Annotated in this window: 24 protein-coding genes; 16 read left to right on the top strand and 8 right to left on the bottom strand. The window is 30.2% G+C overall.

Annotation, left to right across the window (positions count from 1 at the left end; all coding sequences use genetic code 11):
- Positions 1 to 137 precede the first annotated feature (137 nt).
- From FIA58_RS13945 to FIA58_RS13900, 10 genes are all read left to right on the top strand, one after another.
- Entirely contained in the window at positions 138 to 473 is a 336-nt protein-coding gene (locus FIA58_RS13945; RefSeq protein WP_140963102.1) for a hypothetical protein, read from the top strand.
- Complete coding sequence (locus FIA58_RS13940) at positions 470 to 742, top strand: hypothetical protein (protein WP_140963101.1); 273 nt, start codon at positions 470 to 472, stop codon at positions 740 to 742. The genes FIA58_RS13945 and FIA58_RS13940 overlap by 4 nt, the downstream gene beginning before the upstream one ends.
- 2 nt (positions 743 to 744) lie before the next feature.
- Positions 745 to 1,221 carry a hypothetical protein gene (locus FIA58_RS13935; protein WP_140963100.1) on the top strand — a complete coding sequence of 159 codons (477 nt, stop codon included), beginning with the start codon at positions 745 to 747 and terminating at the stop codon, positions 1,219 to 1,221.
- Positions 1,203 to 1,346, top strand: a complete 144-nt coding sequence (locus FIA58_RS13930; RefSeq protein ID WP_165928927.1) for a hypothetical protein — start codon at positions 1,203 to 1,205, stop codon at positions 1,344 to 1,346. Before FIA58_RS13935 ends, FIA58_RS13930 begins: the two co-directional genes overlap by 19 nt.
- Positions 1,343 to 2,704, top strand: coding sequence for a DNA cytosine methyltransferase (locus tag FIA58_RS13925; RefSeq protein WP_208022810.1), 1,362 nt, complete (start codon positions 1,343 to 1,345; stop codon positions 2,702 to 2,704). Before FIA58_RS13930 ends, FIA58_RS13925 begins: the two co-directional genes overlap by 4 nt.
- The gene (locus tag FIA58_RS13920; RefSeq protein ID WP_165928926.1) at positions 2,701 to 2,853 is read left to right on the top strand and encodes a hypothetical protein; all 153 of its coding nucleotides are present in this window, start codon (positions 2,701 to 2,703) and stop codon (positions 2,851 to 2,853) included. The genes FIA58_RS13925 and FIA58_RS13920 overlap by 4 nt, the downstream gene beginning before the upstream one ends.
- Positions 2,831 to 3,379, top strand: a complete 549-nt coding sequence (locus tag FIA58_RS13915) for a hypothetical protein (protein ID WP_140963098.1) — start codon at positions 2,831 to 2,833, stop codon at positions 3,377 to 3,379. Before FIA58_RS13920 ends, FIA58_RS13915 begins: the two co-directional genes overlap by 23 nt.
- Position 3,380: 1 nt before the next feature.
- The gene (locus FIA58_RS13910; protein ID WP_140963097.1) at positions 3,381 to 3,617 is read left to right on the top strand and encodes a hypothetical protein; all 237 of its coding nucleotides are present in this window, start codon (positions 3,381 to 3,383) and stop codon (positions 3,615 to 3,617) included.
- A gap of 122 nt (positions 3,618 to 3,739) precedes the next feature.
- Positions 3,740 to 4,108 (top strand): hypothetical protein, encoded by a 369-nt coding sequence (locus tag FIA58_RS13905; protein WP_140963096.1) that lies wholly within the window; start codon positions 3,740 to 3,742, stop codon positions 4,106 to 4,108.
- An 81-nt stretch (positions 4,109 to 4,189) separates the two neighbouring features.
- The gene (locus FIA58_RS13900) at positions 4,190 to 4,411 is read left to right on the top strand and encodes a hypothetical protein (RefSeq protein ID WP_140963095.1); all 222 of its coding nucleotides are present in this window, start codon (positions 4,190 to 4,192) and stop codon (positions 4,409 to 4,411) included.
- Between the two features lie 70 nt (positions 4,412 to 4,481).
- Here the strand turns inward: FIA58_RS13900 and FIA58_RS13895 are convergent, their stop codons facing one another.
- The 8 genes from FIA58_RS13895 to FIA58_RS13860 are packed head-to-tail and all read right to left on the bottom strand — an operon-like array spanning position 4,482 to position 10,689.
- Entirely contained in the window at positions 4,482 to 5,624 is a 1,143-nt protein-coding gene (locus FIA58_RS13895) for a phage head morphogenesis protein (RefSeq protein WP_165928925.1), read from the bottom strand.
- 59 nt (positions 5,625 to 5,683) lie between these two features.
- Positions 5,684 to 6,934 carry a phage portal protein family protein gene (locus FIA58_RS13890; protein ID WP_140963093.1) on the bottom strand — a complete coding sequence of 417 codons (1,251 nt, stop codon included), beginning with the start codon at positions 6,932 to 6,934 and terminating at the stop codon, positions 5,684 to 5,686.
- The gene (locus FIA58_RS13885; RefSeq protein ID WP_140963092.1) at positions 6,931 to 7,428 is read right to left on the bottom strand and encodes a phage morphogenesis protein; all 498 of its coding nucleotides are present in this window, start codon (positions 7,426 to 7,428) and stop codon (positions 6,931 to 6,933) included. The genes FIA58_RS13890 and FIA58_RS13885 overlap by 4 nt, the downstream gene beginning before the upstream one ends.
- Entirely contained in the window at positions 7,428 to 7,859 is a 432-nt protein-coding gene (locus FIA58_RS13880) for a phage protein Gp36 family protein (RefSeq protein ID WP_140963091.1), read from the bottom strand. The genes FIA58_RS13885 and FIA58_RS13880 overlap by 1 nt, the downstream gene beginning before the upstream one ends.
- 2 nt (positions 7,860 to 7,861) lie before the next feature.
- Positions 7,862 to 8,338: a hypothetical protein gene (locus FIA58_RS13875; protein WP_140963090.1), complete on the bottom strand. Its 477-nt coding sequence runs from the start codon at positions 8,336 to 8,338 to the stop codon at positions 7,862 to 7,864.
- A complete protein-coding gene (locus FIA58_RS13870) occupies positions 8,335 to 9,891 on the bottom strand; it encodes a hypothetical protein (protein ID WP_140963089.1) in 1,557 nt (518 codons plus the stop codon). The genes FIA58_RS13875 and FIA58_RS13870 overlap by 4 nt, the downstream gene beginning before the upstream one ends.
- Positions 9,891 to 10,418: a terminase gpP N-terminus-related DNA-binding protein gene (locus FIA58_RS13865; protein ID WP_140963088.1), complete on the bottom strand. Its 528-nt coding sequence runs from the start codon at positions 10,416 to 10,418 to the stop codon at positions 9,891 to 9,893. Before FIA58_RS13865 ends, FIA58_RS13870 begins: the two co-directional genes overlap by 1 nt.
- Positions 10,402 to 10,689: an oxidase gene (locus tag FIA58_RS13860; protein WP_140963087.1), complete on the bottom strand. Its 288-nt coding sequence runs from the start codon at positions 10,687 to 10,689 to the stop codon at positions 10,402 to 10,404. Before FIA58_RS13860 ends, FIA58_RS13865 begins: the two co-directional genes overlap by 17 nt.
- A 170-nt stretch (positions 10,690 to 10,859) precedes the next feature.
- Between FIA58_RS13860 and FIA58_RS13855 the strand changes: the two genes are divergently transcribed.
- From FIA58_RS13855 to FIA58_RS13830, 6 genes are read left to right on the top strand one after another with little or no spacing between them, the layout of a single operon-like run.
- Positions 10,860 to 11,855, top strand: coding sequence for an HK97 family phage prohead protease (locus tag FIA58_RS13855; protein ID WP_140963086.1), 996 nt, complete (start codon positions 10,860 to 10,862; stop codon positions 11,853 to 11,855).
- 27 nt (positions 11,856 to 11,882) lie between these two features.
- Positions 11,883 to 12,725 (top strand): hypothetical protein, encoded by an 843-nt coding sequence (locus tag FIA58_RS13850; protein ID WP_140963085.1) that lies wholly within the window; start codon positions 11,883 to 11,885, stop codon positions 12,723 to 12,725.
- 1 nt (position 12,726) lies between these two features.
- Positions 12,727 to 13,059 carry a hypothetical protein gene (locus tag FIA58_RS13845; protein WP_140963084.1) on the top strand — a complete coding sequence of 111 codons (333 nt, stop codon included), beginning with the start codon at positions 12,727 to 12,729 and terminating at the stop codon, positions 13,057 to 13,059.
- 3 nt (positions 13,060 to 13,062) lie between these two features.
- Entirely contained in the window at positions 13,063 to 13,473 is a 411-nt protein-coding gene (locus FIA58_RS13840) for an N-acetylmuramoyl-L-alanine amidase (protein WP_140963083.1), read from the top strand.
- Positions 13,466 to 13,954 carry a hypothetical protein gene (locus FIA58_RS13835; RefSeq protein ID WP_140963082.1) on the top strand — a complete coding sequence of 163 codons (489 nt, stop codon included), beginning with the start codon at positions 13,466 to 13,468 and terminating at the stop codon, positions 13,952 to 13,954. Before FIA58_RS13840 ends, FIA58_RS13835 begins: the two co-directional genes overlap by 8 nt.
- The gene (locus FIA58_RS13830) at positions 13,951 to 15,126 is read left to right on the top strand and encodes a DUF2586 family protein (RefSeq protein WP_140963081.1); all 1,176 of its coding nucleotides are present in this window, start codon (positions 13,951 to 13,953) and stop codon (positions 15,124 to 15,126) included. Before FIA58_RS13835 ends, FIA58_RS13830 begins: the two co-directional genes overlap by 4 nt.
- The last annotated feature ends 1 nt before the right edge of the window (position 15,127 follow it).

Here is a 15,127-nt window from a genome sequence, read left to right as displayed (position 1 = left end):
CCAGTTTTCTTCGTAATAATATGTCATCTTATTTGTAAGGCTGTTAATATAGATTTCTGCAAATGCTCATTAGCTATTGGTTGGTGGTCTTGCTTAGTCTACCAAAAAACAGAACTATACCTAAATAAAGAAAAAAAATGAAAATAGACCTAAAACTAAATAACGATACTCTCATAGCTTGCAACAAGTTATTGCAAGAACTATATAACAATAATATACCAGTCAACGAGCATGGAAAGTTAGTCAAATCTATTGCATTGGATCTAGCTGATAAAATTGATACACGTTGTAAAAAAATAGTAAAGCAAGTTTCAATTTTAGATTATAAAAAACAGCATAAAATAACTTTCAAGTATTATGAAGCTTGGGGATTATATCAAGCACTTAAAGTATTGAATAATCTAAATAATAATGAATATCAAAAGACATTAATTCAATCAGTTATTAACATCTTAAATCAAAAACTATTATGATTTTCAAAATAAAATTTTCCGACAAAATAGAATATGCTCAAGCAAAAGGATGGGCAAATTTATTTGAAGAATATACTTCAGAATATGGTCAAGATGAATTTAACAAAATAGAATGTATTAGTAATGTTTCTGAAACTGAAGCAAAAAACATAAAAATAGTTAATCCTGATTACAATGAAAAAATACCTAATGATGTTAAAGAATTTTCACTCTATGATTTAGCAAGTGGTGATTATTTCTGTATTCTAGGATCAACTGAATGGGATTAGTTATGAACCAAGAAACAACCTATATAATCAGAAGTAAATTAAACGGCTATGTATGGCGGTTTAAATACCATTTAAACGGTTCGTTTAAAAGCTTTGAAATATTAGAAGGAGAATTAAATGCATCACAAGTTCTCTGGCTATTTGGAGGAAAAAAACAAGATAAATTTCAAGAAGGACATTTCCCAATAGTTGAAAGCACAATAAAAGTATGGCAAAGTAAACTAAAAGATAACTTCGAAATAACAATAGAATTACCAGATATATCATTTAATGCACTTTGGAACTTGCATGATGTGAAAGTAAAAAAGGTTCAAGCCGAAAAGGCATATAATAAGTTAAAAGAATCTGACATAATTAAATGCTTTTTAACTGCATCGCCATATGATAGATATGTGCAACGAAAAGGGATTGCAAAATGTCATCTATCAACATTTATTAATCAACGATATTTTGAAGACGATTGGAAAAACGCAAAGTAACTGATAAAGACAGAGAAAGAGTAAAAAAAGTAAATGATACTCTTTTAGAAAAAGGTTACAGTTGGGAAGAAATTGAGACTTTTTGGAATAAATGTATAACTGAAACAAAAGAATTAAGAAAATGAAAATATACTGGATAGATTTATTTTGTGGAGCTGGTGGCACATCATCAGGTATTCACTTTTCAAATACTAATACTGAAGTATTAGCTTGTGTTAACCATGATGTAAATGCAATTGCATCTCATAAGGCTAACCATCCAAATGCTCTTCACTTTACTGAAGATATAAGAGATTTTAAAGTAGTTGCTAAACTAAAAAAAATAGTTCAGGAATTACGTTTAAAACAACCTAATTGTATAATTAATTTATGGGCATCATTGGAATGCACCAATTTTTCTAACGCAAAAGGAGGTCAACAAAGAGATGCAGATAGTAGATCTCTAGCAGAACACATGTATATGTATCTTGAGGCAATCAATCCTAATTATTTTTGGGTTGAAAATGTAAGGGAGTTTATGAGTTGGGGTCCTCTTTGTGAAAATAAAAAACCAATTTCAAAACTAGCAGGTAGAGATTTTGTTAAGTGGATGGAAAAAGTAGAATCATTTGGTTATATCTCCGAAAAAAAAATACTAAATGCTGCCGATTTTGGAGCATGTCAAAAAAGAAAAAGATTATTTATCCAATTTGCTAAGCCTGATTTAGGTATTTCATGGGCAAAACCAACACATTCAGAATCTTGTAATGATGGTTTAATAAAATGGAATCCTGTAAAAAAAGCATTAGATTTTAATATTGAAGGGAAAAGTATTTTTCAAAGAAAAAAACCTTTGTCCACAAACACAATTAAAAGAATCCTAGCTGGATGCAAAAAGTTTATTGCTAAAGGTGAAAATGGTTTTACCAAACAATATAATTCAGGTAATGATTTTCAAAGGGTAAAATCGTTTAATGAGCCAATAGGAACTGTAACTACAAATAATAGATTTGCAGTTGTTACAACTCACTTAAATACGTACTATGGAAAGAGTGGATTACATTCAATAGACAGTCCATCACCAACAATAACAACAAATGATAGGATTGCAAAGATTGATGCATTTATATTGAATCCTTCTTGGTTTGGAAATAGTGGAAGTATCAATAAACCATGTTGCACAATTGTAGCACGACAGGATAAAGCACCTTTATATCTTATTACTTCAGAAAAAGGAAACTTACAAGCACCTATATATGATGTTGATTGTGAAAACACAATTGAATTAAAGAAATTTATGTTAAAACATAATATTTCTGATATAAAACTTAGAATGTTAGTTATTCCAGAACTAAAAAAAATACAAGGCTTTCCAGACAATTATATTTTAATAGGTAATCAAAAAGAACAAAAAAAACAAATAGGCAATGCAGTCGAAGTAAACCAAGCAAAAGCTTTGGTAGAAGATAATTACAATTCACTATATAAAAAATTAGTAGCATGAAAACAATGAAACAAATTAAAAAAGAACAACACAGAGCTAATCAAATTAGTATATATATTGCAGGATGTATTACAGGACTTGTAGTAGCTTATATACTTTTTCTATTAATAATTAAATCGAGATTTTATGATATTATCTTTTTCAACTAAACTAAATGGCAAAGAAACTTACTTTGTTGAGAAGATTTTAAACTCAATAATAATAGAAGCTGAAATAAAAGGTTATGAGGATGAATACTATGGTCAACTAGTATCACAATATATAGAGCCTTTTGTAAAAATTGGATCATACTTAAATTACACATCATTAATAGATCATTGTGCTTTTTTAAAACCAAAACTTCACACCATCAGAGAAGATAATAATAACCGTTGGAAATCAGGTGTAAACATCGACTTTTTTATTAATGTTCGTAAAAAAAACATGTTTCGTTTTGCTCCTAAAATACCAGTTGTAAGTACACAAAGAATATTTATGACTTACGCTCATTCAGACATAATTGAAATTACAGTAGGACAAAAATATTTATATTATCAAGAAAAAGAACAATTAGCTTTAAATGATGAATTTAATAGTTATGAAGATTTTTTTAATTACTTCTATGAAAAAATACAAGCTAATGAAGATAAATGCTTCTCTGGTAAAATAATTCACTGGACTGATCTAAAATATTAATATGGATACAATAGAAGTAACATTTCCTTTAGAGATAGATCCAAATCAGGTTATATATATATTAGAAAGTAGTCTTTCTAAGTTTACAAAATATAACTGTAAGGTTGACTTTAAAGGAATAGAAGAAAATGAAAATATATTTTTTATCTCTTCAAAAGATGGTGCTAACGCATTCTATTTTATAGGTATGGCTGCTTCAAATATTATGCATCTGTTAGATAAAAATAAAAAAAGTTAGTATATATTTGTAATTCAAAGAAAAAATCATTCATTGATTTTATTGTTAGAAATTAGACAGGAAAAAGTGAGAGCTTTGTACACTCTCACTTTTTTTAATTAACATTTAAAACCCATTTAAACATGAAAAAAATTATTTTAGGATTAGTACTATTGTTAACTACAGTTGCTTGCAAATTTGAAGAAAAGCCAAAAACAGAAGCTGAAATTCTTAAAGAACAAAAGGATAGTATTAATAAAGTAAGAGAACAAAAAATAGATTATGCTTTATCACAATTAAAGGATATGATTAAAAAGGACTTGAAAGATCATTCAAGTTATGAAATGGTAGAGCGAACATGGGATAAAAAAGACACTCTAGATGTTGTAAAACTTTTAATAGGTTACAGAGCTTCTAATTCTTTTGGAGCAAAAGTTCAAAGTACTTGTTTAGCCAATTACAATTTAAAGGATGAAACCATAATAATTACAAAACATTATGTAAATGAATAAAGGAAAGCTCACTAAATAGTGAGCTTTTTTTATGGCTTAACTGCTATTGCACAAAAAAATAAATGTTATTACTTTTGTTTAATGACAAAATCAGAACGACTAACCAATAGAAATGAAGCTGTTAGAAAGTTTTTCTATTCTACTCTGGAGAAGAATCCGAAGTGGAAAATATCGGCTGTAATTGAAGAGGTAGCCTCAAAATTTTTTTTGTCTAGTAGAACGGTTGATGCAATTATATCTTATGAAGGCATTTATGCAGATAACGTTAAGAAACAAAAAACGAGTCAATTAAAGCTATTATAATTTTTTTTACTACATTTGTAATGATAAATGCTGAATATGAAACGGGAAGGGTTGTACCTTCTTTAGTAGATTATTCAGCATTTGTTATTTTATTAATACTAAAAGGATATTCTTTTCCATCAATAACTTCTACATTTAATCGATATAATTCACCATTATAGGTAAATTCATAATAATTAAAATCGGTTACACCTCTTGCTTTTTTCTTAGCTAAATTTTGTGATGTTTTTGCAATTAAAGACTCTTCTAAATTAGCAGTACTTTTGAAACTAGCACTTTCACAAATAGAAATAATATCTTTAGCCATATCCTTTAAAATAGGATTTGTAAAGTGATCTGAAATTGATTTAATGTTTTTTCTATATAAAGTAGCAGCACCAGTTTTAAAATTACTTAAACTAATTGTTTTTCCTCCTTGTGGTATCTCTTTTTGTACCCATTCTTTTATTTCATTGTCTTTTAATTTTCTTGCTTCTTTGTTATATAAATTAGCGGTTGAATTCGCACTTTTAATATCTAAATCAGTTAAATCATTTTCATAAGCATTTTTATTAAATATCTTTCCAGTTAATGCAGCATTGTTTTCAAACTCACTTTTTAGTTTAAGTTCTGGAATAGTATCGCTTACCTCTTCATCAGTTTGTTCAATATTACAACGACAGCCCCAATCATTAGGTGTTAAATGTGTTTTCCAAAAAAGATGATTAATAGGCAAAACTAATCCATCCCACGCTTTGTGTTGATCTCTTACTCTTGCATCACCAACCGTTACATATTTTAGGTTAGGATATAGATCTGCATCGGCTTCAAATTGTTTCCATTGCTCAACCATATTAGCCGTTGCAATGGTGTGATCATATTCGGTTCTAAGCCATCTTAAATTATAATCTACATTAAGAGCTGTAGCTACTTCTTTAAATTGAGACCAGGATAAAACTTTTCCATCTTGTACCAATGCATCTTCTAACTGCTTGCGAAAACTAGTTTCTTTAAATGCTGAAAATTGAGCAATGTTATATTTTAGTGAATTGGCTAAATCTTCATCATAAAATTTTGAGGATGCATTGTAACCAATATTTAAACCTTTAGATAAATGATTATAGTAGTATTGCCAAAGTTTCTCCCTGTTAGCTTCAGATACATTTCTATCATCAAATAACTGTCTTGTATAGCTTTCAATTAGCCTACTTAAATCATCATCTTCTTTACTCAATTTTATAGCTTCAGGCTTTTCGTTACAGCAATGAGTACGATAATATAATTTAAGTAGGCTTAAGGCTTTTTTGAATTAGTAGGTTTTTCAGTAGGTGTTTGTCCTGCAACTGGCATACTTTCAATTTCAACACCATAAGTTTGCTCAATATAATCTTGCTTTAAAATGTAACCTCCAGTAATAAGTTCAGTATCAATCTTGATTTGTTTTTCAGGTTCAATAGTTTTTTCAACCGCTATCTTTGCATTATCAGGAATTTTATAACCTAGCAAACGCATTGAAGGAACTACTTGATTATTAAGAAATGAAAGCATTTTCTTTTCATCTGAAAAAACTACTTCACCTAATGTGTTTTCATGCACATTTCCCTGAGCTTTCGATGCTCCATTCTCTGTAGTCATTGTTTGATGTAAAATCAACTTTGAAAGTTCTTTATCTAGAGCTTCAATTTTCTTGAAAAATACATTGAAAGAATCGGTTTTTGTAGTTTCTTTTATATCTACTTCAGTACCCATTGGGAAAACACCATAAGGTGCGGAACCCATTTCCTCAAGCCATCCAGCCACTTCATTTTTAACCGTTTCACTTTGGCTAGCTACTTTTGCAATTCGGATAGGTACTCCAAACAATTCTTCGAATTCATCCCATGAACCCCATGAGTGTCTTTTTAGAATTGTATAAACCGCTGCTTTCTCTAAGATGCCAATATTACTGTAAAAATTAGCATATAATAAAACATCATTAACTTCTGAAACATCAAGAGCTTTATTACCATTAATGTCAAAAAGCAACATTTTTTGTCCAGGAACATACAGACCTCGATCAATAACTTCAGATTCAATAATATTACCTTTTTCAAATTTCTTGTGCCAGATGAATGTTTCACCCAAATAAGTAGATTTATGAGCCTCTTGCAAAGTATATTCAAACCACTCTTTGTCCTTAATTAACTCAGTTAATTTATCATCTTTAACACCGTCAATGGTAAAAATATAATCTTTATTAGTTGTTCTAAGCGTTCTATTTTCAGTTATACCAGTTAGATGCCCATCAAGCATAATATCCTGATACAGTTCTTGCATTGGATAATTTTTAGGTATTTCAGATTGATAATAAGCATATCGTGCAGCCTGCCAGTCTGTAATTTCTTTTCTCCATAATCTTCTTTGCCTTCTGATAATATCAACCATGAAGTTTGTGATTTGATTTATATCATTCACATCAGTAATACTTGCTTTTTTAGCTAGTACATTGCCAGAGAAATTGACAGTACTTTTACCTCTTCTTATAGACTTTATATTTTTACTCATTTATTTAATAATTTATTTAACTCTTTCGTTACTTTATTAGCAATTTTTGAATGTAAATAGGCTGACTTACCTATAAATTGTCTTTTTGTCATTCCATCTAAACCTTCATTGTGTCGTTGTGCATATTCTTTATAGGTATAAAAAGATACTTGACCACTTCCTAAACTTATTCTATATCTGTAGGAATTTCTTAATTTATTACCTCCAGTTCCATGCCCTGTAAGTATAGCTCTATCTTTATTGGAACTACCATATTTATTTAAATTGCCTTGCTTACCTCTTCTACTGGTTCTGTATCTGGTAATATCACGACCTCTTTTATCTTCGGTTTTTCTTTCCTCCCATTTTTGCAAATTATTGTCTGTAAATCCTTCATCTCTAAAATTCTTTTGTATGAAGTTTTTACCTTCAACTCCTATTATTGTAAGCGTTTTTTTAGGCATTTCTTTAGCTGCCAAATCCAAGAGAGCTTGTAATGCTTTTAAATCATTCATTAGAAATGATTCGTATATTTTTTGTTAGATCCAAGTTTTAAGAAACTTGCAGGAGTGTCAGCAGTTCCATCACCATCACTATCAATAATTCTAATAGGTAAAGGAGGTTTAATTTTTCCTTCAGATACTTTTTCTAACCATAACATGGCTTCATCGTAACTTTCCTTTGCCACTTCATTCATAATCTTGCTACGCCTTTTATATATCTCATGAATGACAATAGCTTTTATATGTTTTATCAATGTTCTATTTCGATCATCACCTGTTTTCGCAAAAATTACTTCAGTATCATAATATTGATATAAATACGTAGAAGCTACATCTATGCTTTCAAGAATAATATCCTCAACTATTGCATCATCATTATTTACAATTTTGTTGATTATTTCATCTGTGGCTTTTGTGGTTAATTCGATTTTTTCTAAAAACATATTTAAGGAGTTTGAATGGTTACTTTTCGATTAGTATAAAGTGGATTAATTCTTCTATAAACAAGAGTTGAAAAAGTCAATTTATAACTCATAACTTCACCTAACATTATAGATTCTTCATTTGTCAACTCTATAGGTTTGAAGTAATCGCCTTTTAAAAATTGTATTTTTTCTACAATTGTATCTTGCAAATCAATTTCAACTAATCCATGTTCATCATCTGCAGTTCCATCATGTTGATCTAACCATCCATCTTTAGTGTAAAGAGTAACATCGATAGTAGAATTACCTTCTTGCTTGTTTTCTACCATGCTTTCCCATCTTATGGCTTTAATATCAATTAATACAGCAGTAAACTGAGTAGGATAATTGTCTTTAGGTTGTTTGAACTGATCACGTTCTAAATCAATCAACTCTATCTCTGGAATAGTTGCTAAAGCTTCTTTTAACTTTATGTATATTTCTTTGCGTGGTGTCATACTCTTCTAGTTGTTTTACGTTTGCCAATAAATGGTTTACTAGATATATCTTGACTGGTTGAATAACCAAAATAAGTTCTACCTAGTCTTACTGCATTTTCTAAAGTATCTGGAAAATCATCATGAGCTTTAGTTCCTTTTTCAAATGATAAAATTTGCTCTGATGCTTTTTCCCAATCATGAGTATCTTTTAATTTTTTATCAATTACTAAGAGCTTATTAAAAAAAACATCAGTTAAAGTAGCTTCTATTCTTAAATGTTTATCAGTTGATGTATGATTAGGCAAAGGCACTGATGCATATTTTTCACGTTCTGCAGCAGCTAACCATGAAGGTAAAAATACAGCAGCTTGAGCTACAGATGCATCATAAAAAGATAGTATTGAAATTCCTTTTTTATTATATTCTCTCAACATGGAAAAATGCCATTCCATTGCTTCAGGTAAATCACATTGTCGGCAAAAAACATCTAATAAATACATTTTACCATTTTTTATACCTACAATAGCACATGCTTTATAATCTCCATTTCTAGTATAAGATAAATCCCAATGCGCAATTGCACCATCAAAAATCATTTCTTTAGGAACTGCTTCAAATTTTAACCAGTCAGCTTTAAATAATTTACCTTTCTCAATGGGGTTATTATAATCTTCACGTTGTGAGGTATAATAATCAGTTTTACTATTAATGTTTTTTATATCTTTTCTTGATAACCTCTGGTACCATGTTGGATTACCATTTGCATCTGATAAATTAACTACCATCTCATCGAAATGTTTTGATTTTTTAAAAGCTTCTTTTATTCCATCCAGAATACCATTTTTAATAATGTAATTATTTGGAACAATTAAACGACCTCTTCTTAAATGAAAAGCTTTTACTAAATCTCCAGTAATTTTTTCAACATTCTCATTTGTTAGAATTTGGTTTTTAGCTTGTTTTCTATCTTCACAGTCATCTAATGAAGTAAAATCAATTCTATATGGTCCTGAACGTAATCCTCTAAATGGTTGATTTAATCCCAGTGCTATAAATTTTCTACCATCATTTGTGTCAAATTCACCATCAGACCAATTACCATAACTGACTTGCATTCCAAAATCTTTAATATACCTTTCATTATATTGTAAATGAGTTTGTAAATCTGACAGTAATATTTTTGCAAAATCACCATTCCTACCAACTAATAAACCAAAGAAAAGCTCATTATTTTCTTTCAGGTGACAAACATTTCCAACATTTGTATGAATAGATTTTGCAGAACCCCTGTACCACTTTCTCATTTGAACTATAAAAGGATCTGCAAAGACTTTTTCGTAGGAACTTTGATGAAAATCAGCGCAAGGAGCATCTGCTAGAGAATGTGATACACCAACTCCAAAATAATAATCAAAAAACTTGATATAGTTTTCAGGCTTAAGTAAATAATTAATTCTTTCTTCTTGCTGATCACTATTTTCTTTGATTAATGAATTATATGTTAATTCTTTAATCATTTTAGATTTTAGTTTGAACCGTTCTAATGCCGTTTTAAATTCTGTAGCTGTCATTAAATTAGAGTTTCTATATAGTTGTCCTGCAAAAGCCTAATTTTCTTAAGTAATTCAAGATTAGTATCTCTTTTCTGTCCTTTAGATTTAGCAACTAAATCAGTAAACCAATCAATAAAAGAATCAAAAGCTTCCATAGAATAGACTGCTTTTTTCTTATTATCATCCATTCTTTCCCATGCAGCTGCTAATTTGGAAATATCATCAGGTTTATAAGGCATTGATTTCCCTGATTTTATAGCTGCTATATTTGAACGAATCATTGATTTTATTTCATTTGGAGATATATTTTGCAATTGCTTTTCTTCATCCCAATTGAATTTTTTACGCCAAGAATTTAATGTTTTTACACCTATTCTAATTGTTTCCATTTCAGATATAGACTGTAAAGAATAACCTCTAATAAACAAACATTGGGCATCTTGAATTTTTCTATCTCTCTCTGTGTTTTTTAACCTTCCAGTAGAGATGCCTTTTTCATCATTTTCTTCAACTATTGGAATGTTATTTTTATTTGTAGTAGCCATCTATTGTTAAATTACCGTTTTCTTCAAATTTCACGTTGTTAATTTTCATGCCATCATATTCAAGATTTTTCTTAATATCAATTAAGAAGCTGGTATAATCATCATCGTTTAACATGCCTTCTAGTCCTACTCCAAGTTCAGGAAACTCTTTAAATTCTCCTTTGTTTGCAAGTAAGATATGTTCTTGATGTTGATTGTCTGATAATCCTGTGTTTAGATCTCCATTACTAAAATCTAAATCTCCATTACTGTCTAATAATATATCAATCATTAGACAAAATTCGACTAACAAAAGTTATTGTAAAATTTCTATTTCAAAGCTTGGGAAAAACATGTACAACCTTTGTTTAATGAGGGTACAACGGTTGGATGACTATTTTTTTACTACTTCAAAAACGCACAATTTTGTCATCAATAAAAACAAGAATCTAAAATTAATACATGACACATGACTTTATAATTAGTACTGAAAATGTGAATGAATACGGATATCGCATTCTGACATCTGGAATAGACTATAAACAGTATATGCGTAATCCGATTGTGCTATTTATGCATGAGCGGGAATATAATAAAACTGAAAAGCAAAAAGGAAGTGCTGTTATTGGTCGATGCATCAAAATTTATAAAGATGGAACTGATTTAAAAGCCACAATTGAATTTGATACGGATGATGAGTTTGCCAAAAGTATTGAGGGTAAAGTATCACGTGGATTCATTAGAATGGCTTCAATATATGCTGAGCCGAAAGAATCTAGCTCAGAACCTGAACTGATATTGCCAGGACAAATGTATGAAACCATAACAAAATGTAAACTAGTTGAAATATCAATAGTTGACATTGGAGGCAATGATGACGCACTTAAGTTATCAAAAGGAAATAAGCAGATGCTTACCAAATTAAGTTTGAACACAAAAAATAAAAATATGTCAAAATTAGGAATGATTGCCCTTGCTTTAGGTATAGTGGCAGAAAGTAATGAGGATGCAGTTTTAACTAAAGCAACTGAATTAAAACTAGCAAAAGAAAAAACTGATCAGGAGCTAACTGCTGTGAAATTAGAATTAAGCAAAAGAAAAACTGCTGAAGCTACTAGTTTGGTTGAAAAAGCGATTGCTCTTTCATTACTTCCAGAGAGTTTAAAAGAAACTCAAATAAAAGCGTTTGATGCTGATTTTGAAGGACAAAAAGTGATTCTTTCAAAATTGATTTCTGACAAAGAAGCAGAAAAAGGTTTAGATGCTGATCAGTCAAAAATTAAAGATGTCATTTTATCAGGTAAGTCTAGTAAACCATCAGGAAATGATACTAAAGAGACTTTTGACTATTTGCAAAAATTTGATTCTATCAAACTTGCTAAAATCAGAAAGGACACTCCAGAAGTTTATGAAAAGTTAGCACAGGATTATGCTAATGGAGTAAGACACAAAGAATAATAATCAATCATTTAAAAAAAGATACACATGGCAGGTTTACAAAAAGAAATATGGATTGCTGGTATTCAAGAAAATCCAGTTCCAGACAATAGTTTTGTTTTGGCATCTACTGATAAATCAGAGTATGTCGAAAACAACAAACTGCATTTAGCTGAGGCAGGTATAGAACCTGCAGTTTATGAGAATTACTTTGCAGGAAGTGAAACGGATTTACCTCTAGCAACTATTACTGATATTCCTAACGAGGTTGTTTTAGCGACTTATTCAACAGAAAGAACTCGACACAGAGAGTTACAAGAAATTGAATTGCAGTATAACAAACGTATGTCTGTTATCAATAGACATAAAGTTGCTTTAGGTAGAAATATAGGTGTAAGAGCGGCTTTTGCATGGGCACCTGCTGTAGATAATTCAACAAATAAGATTATTGAAGTAGGAGCTGGATCTATCATAGATGCAATTATTGACATGCAAGCATTTTACAATGGTTTAGACATGTATGACAATTTACATATTTGTTTGACTGCTGATCACATGGCAAAAATCAAAAAAGAGAATAAAGTTCTTTATAAAGAGGTTTTGTCAACTAAAGAAATGTATGGTTTCAAAGTTCATAGAAACAACAAAAATGCTATTTACACCAGTTTAAATGCTAAAAAAGCTTTTGGAGCTGTTTTAGAAGCAGGTGATAAAATTTGCTCATTTACATGGTCTTCTGATGAAACATTTAGATGCTTTGGAGACGTAAAAATGTATGAAACATTATCATCTGCAGCTTCACAAGCTGATGAAATTTCATTTGCTCAAAGAGCTTTAGTGGGTAACATTCGTGCAACTAATCCTAAGTATTTAGGAGCAATCTTAGACTAGTATGGAAAAAACAGAAACAACCACACCAGTAACTGGTGTGGTTTCAAAAAAAGAGTTTCAAAATAAAGCAATCGCTTATTTTGAAAAAAACAAGAACTGTAAAAAGCTACATATTACAGCTGATGGACAAATGTTTGAAAACAAATATTTTTCAATTCAACATTCTATCACTTTAGATAGTAAAGAAATTGAAAGCTTTGAAAATACTAGAGAAGCTCCAAAAGTGGAAACGCCTGAAGCTCCAAAAGTAGAAACACCTGAAGTTCTAAAAGTGAACACTACAAAAGTAGATAAATCTATTTCTGGTCCTGCTGCAACTCAAAAAGACAAATAAATTATGAGAAAAATAAAGTATATAGCCGTTCATTGTACAGCTACTTCTCAACGTACGAGCATTAGCGCAATTCAAAGCTATTGGAAAAATCAGTTAGGTTGGAAAATGCCTGGCTATCACTTTATTATTCTACCTAATGGAGAAGTAGTTCAATTATTGAATGTTGAACTTGTGTCTAATGGTGTTAAAGGTTACAATTCAAATTTAATTAACATTGCTTATATAGGCGGTGTTAATGATAAAAATGAGCCTATAGATAACAGAACCATTGAGCAAAAGGCATCAATTCTAAAACTCTTAAAAGAGCTTAAAAAACAATATAAAACAGCTAAAATTCAAGGGCATAGAGATTTTCCAAAAGTCAATAAAGCATGTCCTTCATTTGATGCAAAAAAAGAATATGAAAATGTATAAAACACTGTTGTTACTCATGTTGTTTATTAGTTGTTTGTTTATTTCCTGTCGAGCAAAACGACAGGAAATTACAACCAAAGAAACAAATAATGAAATTATTAAAGAGCAGTCTGTCACCTATAAGGATACAACCTTATATGCTCCAAAAGCAGAAACAACTTTAAATATTCCAATTTCTAATTTAGGATTTAAACAGGATTTAAACACTATTTCAAAGCCTAAAAAATTTACTCAAAAAAACGCTCAAGCTAGTATTGATGTTTCAATAGATAATGATCAATTGAAGATAACAGCCACATGTGATAGTGTAGCATTAAGAGCGAAGATAAGGAGTGAAATAGAAAGGGAATTTTCAAACAAAAGCAATTCAGAATTATCGGAAACTAAAATAACAAAACCTCCTAATGTATTACATACAATTTTTACTTTCATTATAGGATTTGGACTTTGTTATTTGCTTAAAACTTTCAAAATAGTATGAGTTTACCAAACATAAAATTTAATATTTCTAAGAATGGCTTAGGATTATTACAAGCAGCAATCGAAAAAACACCTGGACTAATTATTACAGGAGTTACAGTTGTAGGAACTAATAAAGTTACTGAAGGTTCGGTTTATCAAATCTTTTCACTTGAAGAGGCTGTAACGCTTGGAATTGAAGAGGCAAACGCAAATGCATTTGCTTATAAACACATCAAAGCATTTTATGATGTTGCATTAAAAGGTGCTGAATTATGGTTTATGGTTGTTCCTGCAATGGTAACACTTCAGGACATGGCAGAATTAACAAATGAATATGCTACTAAATTGCTAACAACATCTGCTGGTGCTGTTAATATATTAGGATTTTTAAAACAATCAGGAGTTGGTGAAACAATTACAGATGGTTTAGATGAAGATGTTCATTTAGCAGTTCCAAAAGTTCAAGCATTGTGTGAAGATTTTGCTTTACGATATTACCCAGTAAGAGCGATTTTGTCAGGTAATAAATTTAGTGGTGTTGTAGCTGATTTAAAAGATTACGAATTGCAAACTTATAACAAGGTAGCCATCTTAATTGCTAATAACGATGCAAGCTCTGAGGCTTCAATAGGTTTAGCACTTGGAAGGATGGCTTCAATACCATCACAAAGAAAAATCTCTAGAGTTAAAGATGGATCTGTAGAAGATAGTTTTGCATACTTCACTAATGGTGAGCCTGTAGAAACATTGAATACAGCTTGGGATGCAATTTCTGACAAGAAATATATTTTCTTGAGAAACTTTGCTAGACGTTCTGGTTATTACTTTACTGGAGATACTACTCTAACAGCTAGTAATGATGACTTCAACTCATTAGCTCGTGGACATGTAATGGATGAAGCTGTTTTAATAGCTTATAATGTTTTAGTTGAAGAGTTATCAGATGAAGTTCCAGTAACTTCTTCAGGAACTATCCAACCTGCAATTATTAAAGGTTGGCAAAACGCTATTGAGCGTGAAATTACAGATTTAATGGTAGAAACAGGCAAACTGTCAGCTGTTAAAGCTTTGATTGATGAAACACAAGATGTTTTAACTACGAATAATGTAAATATTGATTTGCAATTATTACCAGTAGGTTATAGCGATTTCATAACGGTAAACATTGGATTTACCACTACAATAGAATAAT

Origin of the sequence: Flavobacterium jejuense (assembly GCF_006491595.2) — a bacterium.
Classification (GTDB): Bacteria; Bacteroidota; Bacteroidia; order Flavobacteriales; family Flavobacteriaceae; genus Flavobacterium; species Flavobacterium jejuense.
This window is presented reverse-complemented; position numbering and strand designations above follow the sequence as displayed.